An 18469-nucleotide genomic window follows, 5' to 3' on the forward strand; every position below is an offset into this window, starting at 1 on the left:
CAGAGCTTGCATAAATGATATGCAAGCTGGGACGGTATATACCAAAAATAATGACCATTTATGATAAAAAAGAAAAAAATAAAAGGCATTTGGGAATAAGAGAATTCCCAAATGCCTTTTGTCGACACTCTGAGACTACCCCTTTGGTAGTCTATTTTTTATATTAACCTAATCTTTGATAAAGTAATAGGCTACTGGAATGAATAGTGGCTAATCATACCCACAAGCTCTGATAATACCAAAACGAGGGCACGAAGAACAACTAATCATACCCTCACTCATTGAAAATACCAAAAAGAGGGCACAAATATCTCCTAATCGTACCCTCACTCTTCGATAATACTAAACTGATGGCACAAATATCTCCTAATCGTACCCTCACTCTTCGATAATACCAAACTGAAGGCACGAATATCTCCTAATCATACCCCCACTCTTCGAAATTACCAAACTGAGGGTATGCATAACGCTTTATCGTACACTCTCCCCTTCAAGAATAGCATACAGATGGTACGTTAGCCCCCTAAATCACTCACCCACATTCTACTCTTCCTCTTCATCCTCGCGAAATAATTCCTCCAAATAACGTTCAGGTCGATTTAAAAAGCCCATAGTGATTTGATAGTGCTCAGTATCCTGATACTCTATTTCCTCAATCGGTGATGCATCAAAATTGTAAATCTGAGCTCCAGGATACCCCAGTAAAATCGGGGAATGCGTCGCAATAATAAATTGAGCTTCTCCCCCTCTTGCCAGGTCGTGAATCACTCGCAAAAACGCAAGCTGCCGTGCTGGAGATAAAGCCGCCTCAGGTTCATCCAGAAGATAAATGCTTTGATTGCCAAACCGGTTCAAAAATAAAGACAAAAATGACTCGCCATGGGACTGCACGTGCAACGACTTACCACCATACCCCTCATAATTAAAAGTAGGATCCTCATCGGCCAACTGATCCAAATACGAGGCAAACTGAAAAAAGCTTTCTGCACGCAAAAAGAAACCCTGGTTGATTTTCGGCATCCACGAAAGACGAATATACTCACTTAAAGCTGGAGTCGCATCTTCAAATGTGTAGGAATTATTCCTTCCGCCGCCTCCGGTATTAAAACCACACTTATAAGCGATTGCCTCAAGCAAAGTGGACTTTCCAGACCCATTTTCACCTACAAAAAACGTCACTGACTCATGAAAATCGAGTGTATTAAGCCCCCTAATACTTGGAATTGAAAAAGGATATTCTCGCCAATTTTGTATTTTTTCCTCCATTACTTTCACACTTCGTAAAAACATATCAAATCACCACACTAGCTTATTACAACCATTTTAACACGCTCGCTAAATTCTTCCACCCATTTCCAACCAAATTGGATTATTATATCTTGATAATATCTCTTATCCATGATAAAATTCAAAAAATTTCTTTTTTTAGGAGGCCATACAAATGAGATATGTTACATTAACAGAGATCTTTAATCATCGGATTGCACAAAAGTACCTGTCTCGTTCGGGGAAGGCTCATGCTATCGCTTGCGCTTATCATGCGTTTAAAATGGCCAAGGAGCGAAATGTTTCAGTGGATCTAGCAACGAAGGCCGCATTGCTTCATGATATGGGGCATTACACATGGTATAAAAATGGAAAATAGGATTATCGTCTGTACAAGGAAAATGACATTCACGCCATCAAAGGTGCGGAACGTGCCCATAAATTATTGATTCGATTAGGTGAAAATCCGAAATATGCAAAGGAAATTGCCTATGCGATATTATTCCACACGGACTCTTACATCGAGGAAGGCTTTATCAAGCGTACACCTCTTCAAGCAATCACAAAGCTTGCTGATGAGATGGATGAAGAAGAAGGAGGTCTTCATCATTATCGTCAAATTGATGAGGACAAAGCAAAGAAAATGATTGCCAAATTAGATGCTTTCGTTGAGGAAGAAATGAATAACCAGTAATGCAAATTAACAATCCATCAATAGCATCAAACTCCATTGACAAATTTTCAGACAAGCAAAAAAGCCCAAGAAATAGCTTTATAAAAGCCTTTCCTTGGACTCCATCATTAAATCGCCCAATCTCCTTTTCGGAAAATCGGAACAACAGTGCCATCTTCTTTAATGCCGTCAATGTCCATTTCGCTTGAGCCTATCATGAAATCAACATGAACTGTTGAAACATTCAAGCCATTTTCTTTTAACTCATCTTCATCCATTTTCGTTCCACCTTGAAGGTTCGTTGGATATGCGGCACCAATAGCAAGGTGATTTGACGCGTTTTCATCGAATAATGTATTGAAGAACGTGATACCAGACTGTGATATTGGCGATGGATCTGGCACTAACGCTACCTCACCAAGACCCGTTCCACCTTCATTATCAAATACTAATTTCTTCATGATCTCATCTCCAGCTTCCGCAGAGATGTCAACAATTTTTCCATCTTTAAAATGAACTTCGATGCCCTCAATTAATGTACCCGCATAGCTTAATGGCTTCGTGCTGCGAACTACTCCGTCCATTCGGTGTGTATCTGGAGCCGTATACACTTCTTCAGTAGGCATGTTTGCAATAAATTCTTCTTCATTTGGATTATAGCTTCTTGCACTATCCCAAATATGGTTTTTAGGTAAGCCAAGTTTCAAATCTGTTCCTGGTGCACGAAAATGAAGTGCATCAAACTGGATTTCATTTAATTTTGCCGCCTTTTCATTTAAAGCTTTTGTATGCTCTTCCCAGGCTGCAACTGGATCGTCGTCATACACTCGGCATGTTTTAAAAATTTGATCCCAAAGTGCATCTACCTGTTCCTCAGATGTTGCTAAATCCGGGAATACTTTTGCAGCCCAGCCTGCCCCAGCTGCACCTGCGACTGTCCATTTTAAATCATTGTTTTGTGTAGCGACACGCTGTACTTTGAAGGCTTTCGCCGCCTTATTTTGGAAAGCAGAAATTTTAGCAGAATCAACTCCACTTAAAAAACCTGGGTCACTTGAAACAATGGATAGTCGACAAACGTTATGATTTAGAACATGATCCTCAGATTCCTGAATTTCGTACTCAGGTATATCTGTTAACACCTCTTCTGGCTGGTGTAGATAATGCTCTTTTGAAATTTCGTCATCAGACCATTTTATGATGACTTTTTCAGCTCCTAAGGCATAAGCCTCTTTTGTCACAAGGCGAGCAAGTGGTGCTTGATCAACTGTAATTGTCATTTTTACCCAATCACCTTTTTGCACATTTAGTCCATTTGCTACTAAAAGCCTCGCATACTTTTGTAAATTCTCTTCAAAATTCGGTAGAACCATAATATTACCCCCAATAACATATGTACATCATTATACTAGCATAACTCGTTTTGAAAATACTAATGAATTAAAGAACCTCTTAGCGTAGAAATGCCATTTTCCAAATATCCCTTTAAACAGGTGAGCATATACATCCAGCCCTCTTTTTGACCTAGTAAAATGTTTATGATTTCAGGGTCATCAGTGTTAAAACCTGATTCCGTTACAGCTAACACTGTGGTTCCACTCTGCTCTACAGTTAGTAATAAAGTCACCGTAGTTTCATGCTCACCTTCCCCCCACTTGTACACAATTTTTTGATTTTCTTCTACCTCTACTACTTTAATCATTAATTCAGCATTATATTCCTGATAACGCCATGTAATCTTCTTTCCTTCTTCCAATCGACCAGACCCAGATGAAAACCAATAGTTCCCGATTTTTTCCGGATTCACTAATGCGTCAAACACCTCATTTACCGGCTTTTCTATTCGCATTTTTGAGGTTATTTCAGATATCATCCTACACAACTCACTTTCAATAATCTTCTTTTTATTGATTTTGGATCCCATTAAAATCATAACCCTAAAAAACCAATTATAAAAACCATTTTTTATAATTTGACGTGAACAATAATAAAAAAAAGCAAACCAATCATTGATTTGCTCACTAGTCTATTGGAACCTGTAATTTGAACCTTAACTCGTCCTTACTTAAATTAAAGGTATCAACCTCAACCTTCGTGTCGCTTTTCATTTTCATCTCAGACAAATAGACATAGATTTCTTGTTTATTCGGATCAATCAGAACCCACTCCGGTAGATTGTAATAGTCATTAATGTAACGTAGCACAAACGTTACCGGTAGGCTCACTTGACCAACAGTAAAGGCTTCCTGCTGAAGTAGCAAATCCCCGTTCTCAAGCACCTCAGGCTTAAACGTCATCACCATATCAATCTCTTTACCGAATACCGTTATCTGCCCGAGCAGCATCACCCGCTCCGTCAACAGCACCTTATACTTTAGCGGATTATCTTTAGCCTCTTTTTTCAAAAAGTTATTGATAACCCTGGTAAGGTCCTCTTTATTCGTTTCAACAGATAGATTCACATGATCCTTCGAAACAACTTTTTTATTTGGAGTCACTTCTTTATTCGGTGCAAAAATTAACCCCAAAAAAACGAGCACACAGACGAGATTAATCGCAAGCAGTGTAAAAAAGAAAACCTTCCATTTATTTTTTATTTTCATCAAAGACCTCCTCTACGAAGGAAATCACTCCAACAGGATTGCTTCAAAAATCCTCTCACTCATCAATTCATACCCTTTTGAGTTTGGATGAAACTCATCTTCTGCTAATAGATTATCACTTGATTGGCTAAATACATCATCCACATATACAAATTTAGTATGGCCAAATTCAGAAAGAATGTTTTTACTTCCTTCGTTCCAATTGTCAACAATTGTATTAGTTTCAGTAGAAAGATCAATAAACCAACCAAACGGATTGTACAGACCAACAAGTACAATTTCTGCATCTCTATTATTGTTCCGGATCGTTTCAAGCACTTTATGGAGGCGAACTTCATATTTTTCTTGTTCTTTTTGGAACACATTTAATGATAAATCAAAGAGATTTTCTTTTACAATTTTCATTATATCATTACCACCAATAGTAATGATAATGATGTCCGCATTGGCAATCCCTTCTTGTACTTTCTCATTCTTCAAACGGTTTAAAAGGTCTGATGTTCTATGCCCTTTTACACCGAAATTCTCTAAAGTAACTGATTTAACATCTTTTTCACCAAGCAGCTTTTCCTCTAGTAAGGAAGTATAGCCCCCAAGCTTCTTTTCATCACCAACACCCTTTGTAAGAGAATCGCCGATTGAGGCAATATGAAGATCTTTCGGGATAAAATCATCCGGGATTTCCCGTTTCGGAGTTAGACCAGTATCATGGTTACTGGTGGCAATACCTGTTGTTGCAGTCATCCCCCCAGAACATCCACTAATCAATAAGCTAGTAATAATAATGGCCAAAAATGGATTGTTCAATCTGGTCACCTCCATTTCCATTTGTAACTTTTGTCTACAAGTATAGTATTATAGCATACGTAAAAAAACCTTTAACGATTCCAGTTTCTACAAAAAATTATGAACTCAAAGTAATATTTTTAATCGTCTAAAAAATTTGTCCAATTCAAAAAGATGCCGAAAAAGACGTCGGGATGGACGTCTTTGCTTTAAATAGCTTTACTAGCACTTTCTGCTCCAAGCGTTAAAGTATGAATAGTAATTTCGGGGGTGCTTCTTACACGAATATTAACTCCCGTCTGTCCTAAACCTTCATTAATGTAAAATGGCTTTCCATCATGAGTATGGAAACCTTTTATCATATTCATTCTAACAAGTTTCCCCATTTTCACCAAGTGATAGGGCTTTGGATAACAAATTTGTCCACCATGAAAATGACCCGATAACAAGTAATCAAAATGATAATCCTTCATATGCAATACAAGGTTTGGATCATGGGTTAACACAAGATTATAGCCGGCCTTTAATGACGCATAGGATTCTTTCAAGTTACTTCGTTTCGTACTATAATCATCGATCCCAATAATATTTAAACGATGTCCATTAATCAGGAGTGACTCATTATCATTTTGAAATGTTTTAACTCCATATTCCTCTAAGAGTTCCTTTAATTTTTCAAAGTTCTTCTTTTTTAGGAAATAATCATGATTACCAAACACCGCATGCACACCATGTATCGGGGCTAGTCTATTAAAAACATCAAGATACGGAATTAGCTTCGGAATACTTCGTTTGCGATCTAAAAAATCACCTGTAATCGCAATTAAATCAATCTTTTCATTTTTGACTTTATTATATAATTCTCCAGGAGTAATTGATAGGTTTTCAAGATGTAAGTCTGATAGGTGGAGAACATTAATTTGCAATGGATTCACAAATCCTTGGGTTGGATTAACATCAATTTTATTCAAATTCACGTTGTATGTGTTTTTATTTGCTTTTCTAAGAAAATAGAAAACAATCATAATAGTAATAAGAACGATAAAAATTTTCATAAAAAAACACCACCTTTTCTCCTTCCATTATAAATAATAGAATTCGAAAAGTTAGTGGTAATGAATGGATACCTTATCGATACAATTCAAATAGTGTATCTTTAGACATAAATAAATACATTGGATGTCTACGGAGACTTTGCGTTGAAATATTCGAAACAGCCATATAATACATTGGAAGAAACACAATTAGTTTAAACCAGAGATAGATTTTGTTTGATATCTTTATCGTTTCAAATCCTAATCTCCTACTACCCTTGTTTAACGCAGTAATGCCAATGATTCCTTTTATGTCATTCTTCTTTGGATGATTATGGAGATAGTCAGCAACACCTGGCAATGCTTGCTTAACTTGCTTATAAACGAGCCTTGCCTTTGATGTTTCACTTTTTAGACGAAGTAGCTCCCTTAGCAAGATCACATTATGCAGGTGGATTTTAATTAATAAATCGTTTTTCTTAATTTCAGTTCCATCTGCAAGAACACATGACCGACCTTTGTATTTTGTCACTTTCACCCGTAAAATCTCATTATCCTCTACATATGTTAGCCTAGTGAATGCATAATAAATCGGATCAAGAATCGTCCAAATGGTAATCACACACAGCTTCATTCTCGCGAGCATTAACTAATCCCCTTTAACATTCATTTACATTTTCATTTTCTCTAATTCAGGTGAAATTTATTTTGGAAAAGTAAGGCAGGATAAGAGGGAGAATCTTTTTTAAAACTATGTTCAACAAAGCATAATACGAAATGAGGTATTCTTATGAAAAAAGAACGCGATGTTCAACCTGATGCGAAACAGGAGTTTCCAGAACAAATCTCAAGCGGCTGCCTCACCTTCACAAGCCACGAGCTGTTCTGGAAAGAGCTTGAGACGATAGTTGTGGACAGCGCACAGTTGACGGAAGAATAAGTGTAGTCATGCAAAAAGGACTCCAGCCCGGAGTCCTTTTTCCAACCTATAGAATTGTTTTAATATCGGCTAATATTTCTTCATACGGCGTATTTGAAACCCCATCGTAATCCTTCAAGACGTTACCATTTTGGTCAACTAGGTAAAACTTGATTCCATGTATAACTTGGTCTTCTCCTTCAGGTTTAGCAACTATTGTTTTAAAGCTGTCTTTTGCAAATACGGTCATCTCATCTATGGTATAACCTGTTAACAGATGCCAGTTCGATAAATCATCACTATAGCCTTCTGCATATTCCTTCAGGACTTCAGGTGTGTCCACTTCAGGGTCAACTGAGAAGGAAACAAATTCAACATCTAGTCCCTCTTCTTTCACCATGCCTTGAAGCTTAGCCATATGAGCTGACATTGGCGGACAAACTGTTTCACAATTTGTAAAAATCAAATCCGCAATCCAAACTTTCCCTTCTAAATCCTTCAGGCTAAAGTCTTCGCCATTCTGATCCACATACGAGAAATCGGAAACCTCATAATTTAACGCATTGGGAATCCCACTACCACACGCAGTTAAAACAAGAATAAGTGCAACCACAACTAAAAATTTTATTTTTTTCACGTTTTCACCTGCATTCATCATTTTTCTCATTCAATATCTCATTCTAAAGAAAATGTGACAAACTTACAACTAAAATAGCTGTGAACAATTTTTGAACATATTGAATAGCCTGTCAACATAAAATGGACAAGGAGAGTGAGTTTCAGGAGGTTACGCTTTATGAGGTCCTATTATCGTCATCAGAAAGGTTATGTTGATAAATGCCTAAAGTGGTGATTACTTATTTTTGTATCGTTATTGGCGCAGTTTTACAGGGGCTTGGTATGTCCTTATTCTTATTTCCTCATAACATTCCTTCCGGTGGTGCCGCTGGACTAGCGATCTTGATGAATCATTGGACACAATTCCCATTAGGCATGTCCCTTTGGATTGTCAATTTCTCCTTTTTAATACTAGCATTAAAATATTTCGGATTCTCCTGGACTGTGAAAACGATGATTGCAGTTACAATCACTTCAGTAACTGTTAGTTTTGTGTCAACACTTGGCTCTTTCCTTACACCCTTTTTCTGGCTTGACCTATTATGTGGAGCGATGATTTTTGGTGTGGGTGTCGGACTTTTAATTCGAAGTGGCTCTTCTAGCGGTGGAATGGTCATCCCGACGTTAATGATTGCAAAATACAATGATTGGTCACCAGGCAAAGTTATGCTTTGGATGAACTTTTTCATTTTCTTAATAACAGCATCTGTCATTGATATTCGAATCGTTTTCTTTGCGATTCTTTGTCAAACCATATCAACGAATATCATCGATTTTATTTATCACCTTAGAGCACCGTCTTTTATCGCAACACACCAGCTCGGTTGGAGAAAAAAATAAAGTAAGAAAGCGAGACTTGACTTTCTTACTTTAAAGAATTGCCCTTTGTTTTAAATAGTCAATAATCGTTTCAACTGATTGCGAGATGGTAAATTGGTCTGTTTCTATTACCAATTCTGGTTGATTCGGTTCTTCATATGGGGAGCTTATTCCGGTAAATTCGGAGATCTCTCCATTTCTTGCTTTTTTGTATAAGCCCTTTGGGTCACGATTTTCACAAACGGAGATTGGACATTTTACATAAACCTCAATAAATTCCCCATCAGGAAACAATTCTCTTACCTGTTCTCGATCTTCTCGAAATGGTGAAATGAATGCTGTCGAGACGATTTGCCCACTTTCTACAAATAGCTTTGAAACCTCACCGATTCGGCGAATATTTTCTTTACGATCCTCTTTGCTAAAACCAAGCCCTGCATTTAATCCGTGCCGAATATTATCCCCGTCAAGGACATAACTTTGCACCTTATTTGAAAAAAGCACTTGGTCAAGGGAATTTGCTAAGGATGATTTACCAGACCCTGAAAGTCCCGTAAACCAAATCACACAGCTTTTATGTTGATTTTGTCGTTGTCGCTCATGTTTCGTTACTGTTGATTGATGCCATATAATATTCTGTTCTTCGCCCATATTAGCCACCTTATATCTTTGTATATTGTTCAGCCATGCCTCGAATGAGGACCTCGACTACCTCTGGTCTGCTAAATTCCTTTGGTGGTTTTTTTCCAGATTTTAGCATTTCACGTACCTTTGTCCCTGATAGAATCACATGGTCTTCCTTATTGTGGGGACATGTTTTGGCGGATGCCATGTTCCCGCACTTTTTACAGAAAAAGCTATGTTCAAAAAATAATGGCGAGATTCCTAATTCCTCTTCCGTAAAATTGCTAAAAATATGTTGTGAATCGTAGGTACCATAGTAATTTCCAACACCCGCATGGTCACGTCCTACGATAAAATGTGTGCAGCCATAATTTTTCCGAACTAATGCATGAAAAATCGCTTCTCTTGGACCAGCATAACGCATTGCAGCTGGAAATACAGATAGGAATACTCTGTTTTTTGGGTAATATTTTTCAAGGAGTACTAAATAGCTTTCCATCCGAATATCACTCGAAATGTCATCTGCTTTCGTTTCTCCAACTAATGGATTTAAAAATAACCCATCGACGACTTCTAAAGCAGATTTTTGAATGTATTCATGTGCACGATGAACAGGATTTCTTGTTTGAAAACCCACCACCTTTTTCCAGCCTAAGTGCTCAAATACCGCTCTTGTTTCGATTGGATCCAAATAAAAGGTTTCAAACTTCTTTTTCTTTGGACGTTTTACAAGGTGAATCGGCCCAGCAATATAAACGTTGGGTCTTTCATATACTCTTTTCACACCTGGATGAGCCGAGTCTGTGGTCCGGTACACCTTAAAAGCTTCCACTTCTTTGTCTGGAATATATTTTTCTGTTACCTCGATAATGCCGTAAATTTCCCCATTTTGAATCAATCGAACCTTCTCTCCGATTGATATTTTCTTTGCTGCTGTATGGTCTACGGCCAATGTGATTGGAATTGACCACGCTAGCCCATTTTCAAGTCTCATCGAATGAAGAATCGATTCGTAGTCGGCCTTTCCTACAAAGCCTTCAAGCGGACTATATGCCCCTACAGCAAGTAATTCCAAATCACTTAACTCCATGTTGCTAAGTTCAATTTGCTTATCGATTTCCTCATGGTTTATTGTTGGATTGAAACGATTAACCAATGTACCGCCATGCGGTTTACTTAATGCCACTTTCAAAACCTCCATTACCCAATCGTTATTTCACATGTAACCCGCATTCTGTTTTATCGGAATTTGCCCATCTGCCTGAGCGCAAGTCGCCATTAAACACCTGGTTCGTACAAGGTGCACAGCCGATGCTCGGGTAGCTTTTGTCGTGCAATTCATTATAAGGTAGGTTGTTTAGCTTGATATAAGTCCAAACATCATCCCACGTCCAATGAATAAGTGGACAAATCTTGATGTTTTTAAATTTTTCATCCTTATTTAGGTATTCCGTATTTCTGCGAGTTGGTCCCTGTTCGCGCCGCAATCCAGATATCCACGCTTTCGTACCTGTAAGAACCTCTTTTAAAGGCTCTATTTTCCGAATTTGGCAGCATAAATTTGGATTCGTCTTCCACAATTCATCACCATGTTTTTTTGCCTGCTCTGTAAGATTTAATGCCGGCTTCTTTAATTCAATAGAGAGAGTCGGATATTTTTCTTTAATTTTATCAATGAGTTCATATGTTTCTTTAAATTGGAGCCCTGTATCTAAAAAGACAATTCTTGCGTCCTTTTTAACCCTTGAAATGAGGTCGATTAATACAATCCCTTCCGCCCCAAAGCTGCATGCATACACAATATCTTCAGCTGAATATGTGTTATATGACCACTTTAAAATGCCGTAATAGTCCTTGTTGCATTTCACAACATCCGAAACGTTTTCCTCATTCCAGTTATCATAAGTGATTACGCCCAATCTCTAATTCCTCCTCTCTAGCCTCGATTGTAAGCAACTGATTATTTTTTATATTGAGCTGATTCATTTTATTGATGTTGCCAAATCTGTGGTAGGATAGGCATGCTCGTATCCAGGACCCATGCCCAAACACTAAAATCGACTCGTATTCCTTGTATTTTTCTAAAAATGCGAGCATCCGAGATTCTAGGTCCGAAAACTTTTCTCCCAGCACAATTTCACTTGGGTTTGTATACCAAGTATTTTTATGTGATTCTATAAGATACTTTTTTTCTTTCCCCTCAAATTCCCCGAAATGAAGTTCATTCAACAAAGGCTCAACTTCATAATGCCTATACCCGTAGGCCTTTGCGGTTTGTTGTGTTCGGGTTAAGGCACTCGTTAAAATCAAGGAGTACTGTTTTTTTAGCTGTTGTTTGTTTTTTTCAATAACCTCTTTGTTAGCATTACTTATTTCTAGTATAGGGATGTCGCGAATACCTTGTAGAACACCTTTCACGTTCCATTCTGTGGGTAGATGCCTGATTAGGGTAAGTTCCATGTCTTCTCCCCCATGAAAAAGGTTTCACTCCGCAAGCCTAATCTTTGTGATTCCAACACAAGTACATCATTAATTTTGACATTTCCAAGATTGACATTAGTGCCAAATTGGTTGATGAAAAACATTTGCTGCTTAGGTGTCGGTGCTTCAAAAATTAACTTTTGAATGTCAATGTTTTTCGAAATTTGATCAATCAAATCCATGTTTACATTGCCTGAAGCGTTGTAAATACCGGCAGTACCTGAGTCTCTTCCTTCCGTAATGACATATTTACAGCCCGTTGCTAATAGCAGGTTAATTTCATGCTCCCATTCAGATAACGGCATTTCCTTGTCTTGATCCTTCGATCCTACTTCAGCAATCACATTAAATTGCTTTTTAAGTTTTTTGATGAGGGAAAGCCTGTTATGAAGTGGAATATCCACCGTACCATTTGAAATTTCAATCCATTCAATACCAAGCTTCCCGAGACATTCAGCATATTCGTCAAGCTTATCCTGGACAAAGCATTTTTCAAAAAGCGTTCCACCACAATATGGAATAACGTTATATTTTTTATAAAGATTGATTTTTTCTTGTAGGTTCGGGGTCACATAAGCGGAGCCAATTCCGATTTTCGCGATATCTATATACGCATGATAATCACGTAAATACGCCTCCACTAGGCCAACTGGCGTCCCAAAATCAGCAATTGAGGTAATTCCATAGCTTCGTTCTCCCTTTGTTCGCAATGGAACATTTAGAAAGTCCATAGGGATAACTCCTCCTTTATCAACAGGCGCTTAACCATTTGTTTAAATCTTTTTTGTTACAAACACCCATCTTCTTACAGTTGCTATGTTATTCAAAAATAGGTAAATGGTGTATAGAATGGGCTTTTCTAATGCTTCTTTCAACTGGAAACTACTAACAGAATAGGTATCACAAGAATTTGAAAAAATAGTAAAGCATTAATTGATTCTAATTTCAAACCGTTCTATAAGGAGATGCAAAAACTTGTCCAGCAAAAAGAATTCAGCAATGACAATTGTTGCGATTAGTTCAATTCCACTTATCCTTGTACTTGGTAATTCGATGCTCATTCCTGTCTTACCTCAAATGCAAAAAGAACTAGATATAAGTCAATTCCAGGTAAGTCTTGTCATTACTACATTCTCAGTTGCAGCAGCGGTTTCAATCCCATTGCTTGGTTATTTCTCCGATCGATTTTCTAGAAAGGCCGTTATCATACCTGCACTCATTCTCTACGGTACAGGTGGACTACTAGCTGGGCTAGCTGCAGCTTGGTTTTCTAGTCCATATTATTGGATCATGGCTGGTCGGGTTATGCAGGGAATAGGGGCAGCAGGAACAGCACCTATCGCAATGGCACTAACAGGTGATTTATTTAAGGGTGGAAAACAAAGCCGTGTCTTAGGACTAGTTGAAGCCTCAAACGGATTCGGTAAGGTTATTTCGCCGATAATTGGCTCATTACTTGCGCTATTATTTTGGTATGCAGCCTTTTTCGCTTTCCCAATTTTTTGTTTAATTTCCGTGCTTCTTACAATGTTCTTTGTCAAAGAAAAAAAGCAAAAGAAAGAACCACCACCTCTTAAAAAATATGTTCGTGGATTGTTTTCCGTCTTTAAAAACGAAGGTAGATGGTTATTCACAGCTTATTTGGCTGGTGCAACCTGCTTATTCACCCTGTTTGGGATTCTCTTTTATTTATCCGATGTACTAGAGAAAACCTATGATACAGATGGCGTTCTTAAAGGAGCGATTTTAGCCATTCCCCTTTTATGTATGACGACGACTTCCTACATTACCGGAAGTAAAATTGGTAAAAAGATGCCTTTAATGAAAAAACTAATCATTATTGGGTTATTTCTCATGACGGTGTCATTCGCGTTATTGGTCTTTTTTAAAAGTCTGATTCCATTTATTGCCGTATTAGCAATTAGCAGTATCGGAACCGGTCTGGTATTGCCGTGTATTAATAGCTTTATCACGGGTTCAGTTTCAACCGAAAAGCGTGGTTTCGTTACATCTCTTTATGGGTCTGTTCGATTTTTAGGTGTGGCAATTGGTCCCCCTATTTATGGCTGGCTCATGAACTGGTCTCGTGCCGGTATGTTCTTAACCACCGCATCGTTGACACTAGTCGTTGGACTGTTATGTATGATTTTGATACGAGTGAAAAAGAAAAACCCTAGTAAGGAAACAAATGATTCTCTGTTCAAAAAATTACAGTTAACGTAAAAGGAGGAATAGTCTTGCAAATATTTGTTTCCCCAGAGTTGATCAAGGAAGAATGCCAAATTTTAAATATAGTCAATCAAGATAAGAAGGCACTCGGCTATATTGCGTTCTTCTTTGATGATAAAAAAATGTATGTTTATGGGCATTGTGAGGAAACCGGTGTTAGTAAAGATTTCAAAGATACCATCACACCATACATTCAAGGAATGGCGAAGGCAAAGCCTGACTTAGATATTCTCTCTTACATTTCAATCGGAGGAGAAAAATTAGATTTATCAGATGAAGAATCTGAAGGTAAGTAAGGATATCGGTCACGATGTCCTTTTTGCTTGTCTAGTTTTAGAAGGCATCGGCTAGAGATCACAATCTAAACGTCTGAAGGCAAAAGGCGCTTACTATCAGCGCCTATCATGTGCTTGTCGCCGAAATACGGGTGTCTTACACCTTTCTTATTTTGACAAAATGGTGAATTCATTCAGTGTGCACTTTCTATATGTTAAAATGGGCTTACATAGATAACGAAAGGTTGTTTATTATGAAAAAGATATGTGTCTTTCTTACGCTTGTACTGGTGTTTGGATTGATTGGATGCTCTCAAAACGATGAGGGTCATGAGTCCAGCGACCAAGAACATGTAATGGGAGATAAACGCGTGCAAACTGCCTCAATTGATGTAATGCCGGATTTTTTAGATGGTAAATCAGAGGAAATGGTGACAATTTATAAAGCTGCTGCTATGCATCAAGATCTTTTAGAATCAATGCCTTGCTATTGTGGTTGCGCTGATTCTGTAGGCCATCGTGATAATTATGATTGCTTTGTTCATGAAAACAAAGGCGATGCAATTGTATGGGATGATCACGGTACAAAATGTATGGTATGTCTAGAAATTGCGGCTACAGCCGTAATGGAGTATTCCAAGGGTAAATCACCAAGCGAAATTCGTGGAATGATTGACGAAACATATAAAGAGGGCTATGCTAATCCAACACCAACTCCAATGCCTGAAATCTAAGAAAATGACGTGTGATTTGCTCACACACGTCATTTTTTGTGTTTAGTCGCAGACAATATAGAAGTACTTGAGGTAGGAATTATCTTTAAGTATCAAAGACAATTTGTGTAGAATCATAAGAAGATTTGTCTTTAAGGGGTGTTGCCATAAACAATTTTATTATGGAATTGAAGAATTTTGGCTTTAAGAAACCTTGTCGGAGACACTTTCCATATAGCACCAGCCTGTTTTGTCCTTGAGGAGCTGTGTCAGAGACATTTTATTCATAGAATAGAGGAGATTTGTCTTTGAGGAGCCTTGTCGGAGACACTTTACATAGAACGTCAACCTATTTTGTCCTTGAGACCCTCATTAAAAACAGTCAGCAGTCTATATTCACCAATTTTCCACGATAAACAAAAAGCGCCTCAGAGCATTAACTCTAAGACACTTATGCAATCTATTCAACGTAATACATAAACCCTATCGCTCCTGGGCCAGTGTGGGTACTGATTACAGGTGTGGTTTCTACGATATCGACTTCGGTATATCCGGTTAGCTTTCTAATCGCATCTTTTAGATTTTTTGCAAGTTCCAATGCATCAACTTGGGCGATTGCCACGCCTTTTATCGTTTTGTTACTTACATCCTCTACAAATTTTTCACTTAAGTATTTCACGATTTTTGCATGGCTTCTAACCTTTGACACTGGTGTATAGACACCATCCTGCAATGACGCAATCGGTTTAATGTTCAATAATGAACCAATCAGCGCTTTACCTTTTCCAATTCGGCCGCCTTTTACAAGGTTTTCCAATGTGTCAACGGTTACAAATAATGTTGAATTTTCTTTGATTTCTTCAATTCGTTTAACGATCTCGTCCTTTGTGTTTCCCGCATTTGCCATTTTCGCGGCTTCCACAACCTGAAATGCTAATGCTCTTGATATAAACATGGAATCAATCACAGTGACCTTTGATTCACTTATTTTAGCTGCATTTTCAGCAGATGTCACAGTACCGCTCATTCCACCAGTCATGTGGATGGAGAGGATTTCACTGCCATCGCTACCTAATTGCTCGTAAATCTCGACGAAATGCCCAACGGCCGGCTGAGAGCTCTTAGGCAGCTCGATTGATTGCTTCATTTTTAATAAAAATTCATGTGGGGTAATATCCACTCTGTCAAGAAAAGTTTCCCCATCAATCGTGATGGATAATGGAACAACTGAGATACCTAATTCTTTTACTAGCTCCTCTGAAAGATCTGCTGTAGAATCTGTTACGATTTTCACCTTTGTCATTCATTCACTTCCTACGCCTGTCAAACATCTATTTTTATTAAATAGCTTGTCCTTTTTTTACGGGTAAATTGCACATAATTTATGCCTAAAAGCAAAAAAAGAGCCGATTTAATTGTTTTAAAATCGGCTCATTCTAAAACTATGCATTATGCTTTAAAATATCTAGTTGAAAAATGCGTTCATAATCAGTCCATTTTAGTACGTTCTTTAAATAATCACGAAACGAATAGATTTGATTTGGACTTGATTTTGTCATGATTTTCGACAAAAATGCCTGTAAACGAAAATCGAGCATAAAGCGATATGTGTTGCCTTTCTCCAATACTGGAATTTCAATTACTTTAACCTTCTGTCCATAACTATTTTTGAACTCTAGGCTTTTGAATAGCAAACTATCAGTCCTTTTTCACCCGTTTCTTTTATTATACATGAGAACAAGCCTTTCGTCTTTGTCTAAATATGTAACTTTTTTTAGTTTGGGCGAACCCCCAACTAAACAAAGTTAAGTTTCCGAGGAGACTTGCGATTTTCAAAGGAAGTTTTCCCCGCATTAACCGGTACTAAGCCCTCATAGAGGACAACTACCAGTAAATGCCCGATTGGTTCAACTAACAATCGGCAAAATAAATTTCCCCGATTAAAGTTTCACTGTATCTCGCATAAGATCAGAGACTAAAAACGCCACTTCCTGTGGCAACGTCTTTATGACCCACATCGTGTGGGCCTAAAATCTGGGCGCAAATACACCGGGGCTAATTTGATTTAATGAATTTATCGGCGTCAAATCAATAAATTAAATAATGTACTTTCTTTATTTAGCTCACGGAATGGAAACCCTTTTTTCACCATTCGGTTCAATAAAGCTTCGTAGTCATCTTTATGCTTTAGCTCAATTCCAACTAATGCAGGACCATTTTCCTTGTTATTTTTCTTTGTGTATTCAAATCGAGTTATGTCGTCAGTTGGGCCTAATACTTCAAGTAATAATTCACGTAACGCACCAGCTCTTTGTGGGAAATTCACAATAAAATAGCATTGTAAGCCTTCATACAACATCGATCTCTCTTTGATCTCCTGCATTCTGCTGATATCATTATTTCCACCACTAAGCACGCAAACAACTGTTTTTCCCTTTAATTTATCCTTATACGAATCAAGAGCCGCTAAAGATAATGCACCTGCAGGCTCAGCAACAATTGCATTTTCATTATATAAGTCCAAAATCGTTGTACAAACCTTTCCCTCTGGTACAACAACAATATCATCCACAAGCTGTTTACTTATTTCAAATGTTTTTTCACCAACTGTTTTAACAGCTGCTCCATCAACGAACTTATCAATTTTCTCCAAAGTGGTGACAAGACCATTTGTAATTGATGTCTTCATACTTGCTGCACCCTCTGGTTCTACACCAATCACCTTTGTTTCTGGAGAAATACTCTTCATATAGGTTGAGATACCTGAAATGAGTCCGCCTCCACCAATTGCTGCAAATACATAGTCAACGGGTTCTGCACAATCATTTAGAATTTCAACCGCTACCGTTCCTTGTCCTGCCATCACATCAGCATCATCAAATGGATGAATGAATGTGCGTTTTTCTCTTTCACAGCTCGCCACTGCTTCTACATAAGAATCATCGAATGTGTCTCCAGTCAACACAATCTCAACATAATCACGACCAAAAGCTTCTACTTGAGAGACCTTTTGTCTTGGTGTTGTAGAAGGCATAAAGATTTTCCCTTTAATTTTTAACGCAAAGCAGGAAAAAGCTACTCCTTGAGCATGGTTACCAGCACTTGCACAAACGACTCCATTTTTAATTTCTTCATCAGTAAGATTTTTAATTCGGTTATAGGCTCCTCTTATTTTAAAAGAACGGACAATTTGTAAATCCTCACGTTTTATCAATAAGTTACATTCGTAACGTTCAGATAGTAATTCGTTTCTTTGTAAAGGTGTATGGATTATAACATCCTTCAATGTTTGATTCGCTTTTATGATATCCTCTACATGGATCCCATCTAGTTTTTGTTTTACCTCTTGTGCCATCAGCCCATATCCCCTTTCTCGTATTTCTACAACAACACAGTACAGTAATGAAGATTCAATTTGTTCATTATAAC

Annotated in this window: 21 protein-coding genes and 1 pseudogene; 6 read left to right on the top strand and 16 right to left on the bottom strand. The window is 37.8% G+C overall.

The features are described 5' to 3' along the window. Nucleotides 1-543 precede the first annotated feature (543 nt). Nucleotides 544-1290 carry an AAA family ATPase gene (locus V7097_RS09755; RefSeq protein ID WP_335703417.1) on the bottom strand — a complete coding sequence of 249 codons (747 nt, stop codon included), beginning with the start codon at nucleotides 1288-1290 and terminating at the stop codon, nucleotides 544-546. Between the two features lie 151 nt (nucleotides 1291-1441). Between V7097_RS09755 and V7097_RS09760 the strand changes: the two are divergent. Further along, nucleotides 1442-1960 (top strand): annotated as a pseudogene (locus tag V7097_RS09760) (HD domain-containing protein). Nucleotides 1961-2067: 107 nt separating this feature from the next. On the opposite strand, the gene V7097_RS09765 reads toward V7097_RS09760, so the two are convergent. The 6 genes from V7097_RS09765 to V7097_RS09790 all read right to left on the bottom strand — a co-directional run bounded on the left by V7097_RS09765 (nucleotide 2068) and on the right by V7097_RS09790 (nucleotide 7008). After that, entirely contained in the window at nucleotides 2068-3312 is a 1245-nt protein-coding gene (locus V7097_RS09765) for an aminopeptidase (RefSeq protein ID WP_335703418.1), read from the bottom strand. A 59-nt stretch (nucleotides 3313-3371) separates the two neighbouring features. Then, nucleotides 3372-3863: an SRPBCC family protein gene (locus tag V7097_RS09770; RefSeq protein ID WP_438824219.1), complete on the bottom strand. Its 492-nt coding sequence runs from the start codon at nucleotides 3861-3863 to the stop codon at nucleotides 3372-3374. 97 nt (nucleotides 3864-3960) lie between these two features. Continuing rightward, nucleotides 3961-4542, bottom strand: a complete 582-nt coding sequence (locus tag V7097_RS09775) for a YpmS family protein (protein WP_335703419.1) — start codon at nucleotides 4540-4542, stop codon at nucleotides 3961-3963. 24 nt (nucleotides 4543-4566) lie between these two features. Then, a complete protein-coding gene (locus V7097_RS09780) occupies nucleotides 4567-5349 on the bottom strand; it encodes an SGNH/GDSL hydrolase family protein (RefSeq protein ID WP_335703420.1) in 783 nt (260 codons plus the stop codon). Nucleotides 5350-5537: 188 nt separating this feature from the next. Then, the gene (locus V7097_RS09785) at nucleotides 5538-6383 is read right to left on the bottom strand and encodes a metallophosphoesterase (protein WP_335703421.1); all 846 of its coding nucleotides are present in this window, start codon (nucleotides 6381-6383) and stop codon (nucleotides 5538-5540) included. A gap of 73 nt (nucleotides 6384-6456) precedes the next feature. Further along, entirely contained in the window at nucleotides 6457-7008 is a 552-nt protein-coding gene (locus V7097_RS09790) for a YkoP family protein (protein WP_335703422.1), read from the bottom strand. A 144-nt stretch (nucleotides 7009-7152) separates the two neighbouring features. Here V7097_RS09790 and V7097_RS09795 point away from each other — a divergent pair, with 144 nt between their 5' ends. Continuing rightward, nucleotides 7153-7302: a hypothetical protein gene (locus tag V7097_RS09795; protein WP_335703423.1), complete on the top strand. Its 150-nt coding sequence runs from the start codon at nucleotides 7153-7155 to the stop codon at nucleotides 7300-7302. A gap of 46 nt (nucleotides 7303-7348) precedes the next feature. Here V7097_RS09795 and V7097_RS09800 read toward each other — a convergent pair whose 3' ends face one another. Next, entirely contained in the window at nucleotides 7349-7939 is a 591-nt protein-coding gene (locus V7097_RS09800) for an SCO family protein (RefSeq protein ID WP_335703567.1), read from the bottom strand. Between the two features lie 179 nt (nucleotides 7940-8118). Here V7097_RS09800 and V7097_RS09805 point away from each other — a divergent pair, with 179 nt between their 5' ends. Next, the gene (locus V7097_RS09805) at nucleotides 8119-8739 is read left to right on the top strand and encodes a YitT family protein (RefSeq protein WP_335703425.1); all 621 of its coding nucleotides are present in this window, start codon (nucleotides 8119-8121) and stop codon (nucleotides 8737-8739) included. Between the two features lie 30 nt (nucleotides 8740-8769). On the opposite strand, the gene cysC is transcribed toward V7097_RS09805, so the two are convergent. Genes cysC through V7097_RS09830 form a run of 5 tightly spaced genes read right to left on the bottom strand, consistent with a single transcriptional unit; the run spans nucleotide 8770 to nucleotide 12554 of the window. After that, on the bottom strand, nucleotides 8770-9369 hold the full coding sequence (gene cysC / locus V7097_RS09810) for an adenylyl-sulfate kinase (RefSeq protein WP_335703426.1): 600 nt from the start codon (nucleotides 9367-9369) through the stop codon (nucleotides 8770-8772). Nucleotides 9370-9379: 10 nt separating this feature from the next. Beyond that, nucleotides 9380-10528, bottom strand: coding sequence for a sulfate adenylyltransferase (gene sat, locus V7097_RS09815; RefSeq protein ID WP_335703427.1), 1149 nt, complete (start codon nucleotides 10526-10528; stop codon nucleotides 9380-9382). A gap of 25 nt (nucleotides 10529-10553) precedes the next feature. Next, the gene (locus tag V7097_RS09820) at nucleotides 10554-11261 is read right to left on the bottom strand and encodes a phosphoadenylyl-sulfate reductase (protein WP_438824220.1); all 708 of its coding nucleotides are present in this window, start codon (nucleotides 11259-11261) and stop codon (nucleotides 10554-10556) included. After that, on the bottom strand, nucleotides 11242-11802 hold the full coding sequence (locus tag V7097_RS09825) for a histidine phosphatase family protein (protein ID WP_335703428.1): 561 nt from the start codon (nucleotides 11800-11802) through the stop codon (nucleotides 11242-11244). Before V7097_RS09825 ends, V7097_RS09820 begins: the two co-directional genes overlap by 20 nt. Next, nucleotides 11787-12554, bottom strand: coding sequence for a phosphosulfolactate synthase (locus tag V7097_RS09830; RefSeq protein ID WP_335703429.1), 768 nt, complete (start codon nucleotides 12552-12554; stop codon nucleotides 11787-11789). Before V7097_RS09830 ends, V7097_RS09825 begins: the two co-directional genes overlap by 16 nt. Nucleotides 12555-12822: 268 nt before the next feature. Here V7097_RS09830 and V7097_RS09835 point away from each other — a divergent pair, with 268 nt between their 5' ends. The 3 genes from V7097_RS09835 to V7097_RS09845 all read left to right on the top strand — a co-directional run bounded on the left by V7097_RS09835 (nucleotide 12823) and on the right by V7097_RS09845 (nucleotide 15061). Next, entirely contained in the window at nucleotides 12823-14046 is a 1224-nt protein-coding gene (locus tag V7097_RS09835; RefSeq protein ID WP_335703569.1) for an MFS transporter, read from the top strand. 14 nt (nucleotides 14047-14060) lie between these two features. Further along, nucleotides 14061-14348 (top strand): hypothetical protein, encoded by a 288-nt coding sequence (locus V7097_RS09840; RefSeq protein WP_335703430.1) that lies wholly within the window; start codon nucleotides 14061-14063, stop codon nucleotides 14346-14348. 233 nt (nucleotides 14349-14581) lie between these two features. Continuing rightward, the gene (locus tag V7097_RS09845) at nucleotides 14582-15061 is read left to right on the top strand and encodes a PCYCGC motif-containing (lipo)protein (protein WP_335703431.1); all 480 of its coding nucleotides are present in this window, start codon (nucleotides 14582-14584) and stop codon (nucleotides 15059-15061) included. A 439-nt stretch (nucleotides 15062-15500) separates the two neighbouring features. On the opposite strand, the gene V7097_RS09850 is transcribed toward V7097_RS09845, so the two are convergent. The 3 genes from V7097_RS09850 to ilvA all read right to left on the bottom strand — a co-directional run bounded on the left by V7097_RS09850 (nucleotide 15501) and on the right by ilvA (nucleotide 18395). Further along, nucleotides 15501-16343, bottom strand: a complete 843-nt coding sequence (locus V7097_RS09850) for a DegV family protein (protein ID WP_335703433.1) — start codon at nucleotides 16341-16343, stop codon at nucleotides 15501-15503. Between the two features lie 139 nt (nucleotides 16344-16482). Then, nucleotides 16483-16734: a DUF2535 family protein gene (locus V7097_RS09855; RefSeq protein ID WP_335703434.1), complete on the bottom strand. Its 252-nt coding sequence runs from the start codon at nucleotides 16732-16734 to the stop codon at nucleotides 16483-16485. A gap of 389 nt (nucleotides 16735-17123) precedes the next feature. Next, entirely contained in the window at nucleotides 17124-18395 is a 1272-nt protein-coding gene (gene ilvA / locus V7097_RS09860; protein WP_335703435.1) for a threonine ammonia-lyase IlvA, read from the bottom strand. Nucleotides 18396-18469 lie beyond the last annotated feature (74 nt).

Source organism: Bacillus sp. JJ1562 (genome assembly GCF_036962705.1).
Classification (GTDB): domain Bacteria; phylum Bacillota; class Bacilli; order Bacillales; family Bacillaceae_L; genus Ferdinandcohnia.